Genomic DNA, 3,868 nt, shown 5'->3' on the forward strand with positions numbered 1-3,868 from the left:
CTTCCTGGGCGGTGCCTTTCCCGCCGACCACGAACGGATAGATGTTCTGGTTCAGCTGATCTAGCACCTCGGCGTATTCCGGCGTCGCCCAGAAGTCCTTGACCATGAACATCGTGTCATAGAACGCCTTGTTGTAAGGCGTAGCGTTCTGGAACGCTTCCGATTTCAGCACGGCCTGGCTGCAGGTGTAGCCGCCAAGGTCCGCCCACTTCTTCTGGGTCTCGTCCTTGATGAACCACTCCAGGAACTTCGTCGCCTCTTCCTGGTTCTTCGAGTACGAGACGATGGAAATTCCCTGGCCGCCGAGAGCGGCGAAGCGCTTGCCGTCCGGGCCGGCCGGATTGGCGAAGAAGCCGGTCACGTCGGCGTACGGGTTGGTGGCCTTGTTTACCAGCGGCGGGAAGAAGGCGAAGAAATTCATGCTCATCGCGGCGAGGCCGCCGGTGATCGCCTGGTTGTCTTCCACGAAGAAGGTCTTGCCCCAACCGGGAGGCGTGAACTTGTAGAGTTCCTTGTACATGTCGAGGCCGGCGGCGGCCTCTTTCGAATTGGTGATGCCGTCGACCTTGTAAGTTGCGTAGTCGCCGAGGTCGCCGCCATAGCTGAAGATAGCGCTTTCGACGCCCATCGCCATCGCGTCATAGGAATTGTCGGTGTAGATGGCGACGCCGTACCGCTTCTGGTCCGGACGGTGGAAGAACTCGGCGATGTCGCGCAGCTGCGCATAGGTCTTCGGCACGTCGAGGTCGTAGTTGTACTTCGCCTTGAAGGCTTCCTTCTCCTTCGGATCCTCGAACCAGTCCTTGCGATAGGACCAGCCGATCGCATCGCCTTCAAGCGGGATCGCCCAGTATTTTCCGGAACCGCCAGGGTATTCGGCATAATACTTTACAGTAGCGGGCGCCATCACATCGCCAAGCTTGTGCTTGTTGAAGAAGTCCGTCAGGTCGACATAGTGGCCTTGCGTCGAACCGGCACCAAGCCATTGCGAGTCGCCGACCACCATGTCGTAGGCGTCGCCATGCGCGTTGAACTCGGTAAAGGCCTTGGTCTGGAAATCTGGCCATGGCGTCGTCTGTACGGTGACCTTCACCCCGGTCTCGGCCGTGTAGTCGTTGACGAGTTCCTGCAGATAGTTTGCCGGATCCCATTCCGCCCAGAAGATGGTGAGTTCCTTGTCCTGCGCGTAAGAAGACGTTCCACAGGCGAGCACTAAGCCGATACCAGCAATGACGCTGGTCACTATCTTGCGCATAATGTTTCCTCCCTTGTGCGCATTCTACCGTGTCATGCGAGCCGGCGGCGAGGCCGGCCCTGGTAGTTCCTCCAGTGATGGCACTCTTCCGGTTTGGGCGCCTCCCCGCCCGGCGGAAAAATGGATCGCAGCCCTCACTTTCGATCCGCGTTGTCAGCCTTAATCTGGTATTACCAATTCTAAAGGGACGTCAAGCCCTTTCTTGAGCGATCAGGAACGGTCAGGCAAGCCATTTGCAGCGGTATCTGCCTGTTTTACCTTAATTTTCCTACTCCTTGATACGCGCGGGCCTTGTTTCGATCATCTCATCGGGACTATTATGCATAACTGACTTCGCGATCTGGTCCAACCAGATTTGTGTTATTTTGCGGTTGCCGCCGATGTGGCGTCGCCTTCCGATTCCGCCACGGCCGCCCGCACCAGCGCGCCCGCCGCCCACTGCGCGACCGCCATCATGCGACGACTGTCCAGGCCCCATATGTCCTTCAATACAATCAGCACCTCGACGCCGAACATCAGCGACAGCGCCTGCGCCAGACGCTTGAACTCGCGCGGCGGCAAACGGCCCTTGAGCGGCGCTAACGCATCCTTCAGGAGGTCGATGCGATGCCCGCGCGTGAAGGCCGGCTCATTGCCCAGCGTGCCTGCCTGGCGCCTGGCCCACTGATCCAGCGACAGTTTCAGCGCCGCCTTGAACGTCGCCTCGAAAGCCTCGATACGCGGCATCGCGGTGGCGTAGAGTTCGGCGACCCTGCGCTCCGGATCGTCCGACGCCGAGCGCCAGGTGAGGATAGGGCCGAGCCCCTCATCGACCACTGCCTGCACCAGTGCTGCCTGGCTCGGGAAATATCGATAGGCGGTTGCGCGCGACACTTCGGCCGCCTCGGCGACCTCGCTCACGGAAGGTGTGGCGCCGCCCTGCATCAGCCTGGTGGCCGTCTCCAGCATCAGCCGCCTGGTGCGGGCGCGCGCGCCACGCTCGGCCGCTCGGCCCTCACCGGTGTCGTCGTTCGGCGCGGCTTGTTGACGTGAGACATCCATGTCAATACGATACGCGCGTCTCAAAAAATTGCAATGGTCTTGGTGACCGGGCAACGAGTGGCGGCGGGCGGCGCCCAGACATGCCAGGGAACGGGGGAACGCGATGAAGCGCATCTACGTGGTGGGCACCGCCGACACCAAGGGCGAGGAGCTTGCCTTCCTGGCGGACGCGATCGCCGCCACCGGCGCTACCGTGACCCGCGTCGACGTCGGAACGCGCGCTACCACCGTGCCGGTCGATGTGTCAGCCGAAGAGGTAGCCGCCCATCACCCCGAGGGCCGCGACGCCGTGCTCGGCAACGACGACCGCGGCAGGTCGGTCGCAGCGATGGCCTTCGCCCTCGCCCGCTTCGTCCAGTCGCGCGGCGACATATCCGGCATGATCGGTATCGGCGGCGGCGGCGGCACCTCGATCGTCACATCGGCCATGCGCACACTGCCGCTCGGCCTGCCCAAGGTCATGGTCTCGACGCTCGCCTCCGGGGACACCGCACCCTATGTCGACGTCTCCGACATTGTCATGATGCCATCGGTGACCGACATGGCGGGCCTCAACCGCCTGTCGCGCATCGTGCTGCACAATGCCGCCCAGGCGATCTCGGGCATGGTGGGGAACCCGGCCCCATCCGCCGACGGCAAACCGTCGCTTGGGCTTACCATGTTCGGTGTCACCACCCCATGCGTGACGGCCATCGCCGACCATCTGCGCGCCAACTATGACTGCATGGTTTTCCACGCCACCGGCACCGGCGGCCGCACGATGGAGAAGCTCGCCGACTCGGGCTTGCTCGCCGGCATCATCGACATAACCACGACGGAGGTCTGCGACCTGCTGTTCGGCGGCGTGCTGCCGGCGACGCAGGATCGCTTCGGCGCCGCCGCTCGCACGAAACTTCCCTATGTCGGCTCGGCCGGCGCGCTCGACATGGTCAACTTCTGGGCGCCGCCGACCATTCCGGAGCATTATCGCGGACGCCTGCTCTACGAACACAATTCCAACGTGACGCTGATGCGCACGACGCCGGACGAATGCCGCAAGATCGGCGAATGGATCGGCGAAAAGCTGAGCCGCTGCGAGGGTCCGGTCCGCTTCCTTATCCCCGAAAAGGGCGTCTCGGCGCTCGACATCGACGGCGGCGCCTTCTTCGATCCGGAAGCGGATGCCGCGCTGTTCGAGGCCATCGAACGCACGATCCGTCCGACGGCAACACGCATCGTGACGCGCTTGCCGCTGCACATCAACGATCCCGAATTCGCCAGGGCCGCGACCGCGGCCTTCCTCGATATCGTCAAGAAGTGAGACCCGGACGCATGGCCGCAATTTCGCGCAAGACAATACTGGAGAAGTTCCGCAAGATGCTCGCCGATGGCGTGCCGATCGTCGGCGGCGGCGCCGGCACCGGCCTGTCGGCCAAGGCCGAGGAAGCCGGCGGCATCGACCTCATCATCATCTACAATTCCGGCCGCTACCGCATGGCCGGGCGCGGCTCGGCGGCCGGCCTGCTCGCCTATGGCAACGCCAACGAGATCGTCAAGGAGATGGCCTATGAGGTGCTGCCCGTGGTCAAGAAG

General features: G+C 63.0%; 4 protein-coding genes. 2 read left to right on the forward strand and 2 right to left on the reverse strand.

Annotation, left to right across the window (positions count from 1 at the left end; all coding sequences use genetic code 11):
- Together EOA33_RS27240 and EOA33_RS27245 are read right to left on the reverse strand one after the other, a co-directional pair.
- The coding region (locus EOA33_RS27240) for an extracellular solute-binding protein (RefSeq protein ID WP_127407053.1) at positions 1-1,255 on the reverse strand (1,255 nt) is incomplete at its 3' end.
- 360 nt (positions 1,256-1,615) lie between these two features.
- Positions 1,616-2,296 carry a TetR/AcrR family transcriptional regulator gene (locus tag EOA33_RS27245; protein WP_126058198.1) on the reverse strand — a complete coding sequence of 227 codons (681 nt, stop codon included), beginning with the start codon at positions 2,294-2,296 and terminating at the stop codon, positions 1,616-1,618.
- Between the two features lie 103 nt (positions 2,297-2,399).
- Here EOA33_RS27245 and EOA33_RS27250 point away from each other — a divergent pair, with 103 nt between their 5' ends.
- A complete protein-coding gene (locus EOA33_RS27250) occupies positions 2,400-3,596 on the forward strand; it encodes a Tm-1-like ATP-binding domain-containing protein (protein WP_126058197.1) in 1,197 nt (398 codons plus the stop codon).
- A gap of 11 nt (positions 3,597-3,607) precedes the next feature.
- A partial coding sequence (locus EOA33_RS27255; RefSeq protein WP_145989304.1) for a phosphoenolpyruvate hydrolase family protein occupies positions 3,608-3,868 on the forward strand: 261 nt, incomplete at its 3' end.

Origin of the sequence: Mesorhizobium sp. M4A.F.Ca.ET.050.02.1.1 (assembly GCF_003997725.1) — a bacterium.
Lineage (GTDB): Bacteria > Pseudomonadota > Alphaproteobacteria > Rhizobiales > Rhizobiaceae > Mesorhizobium.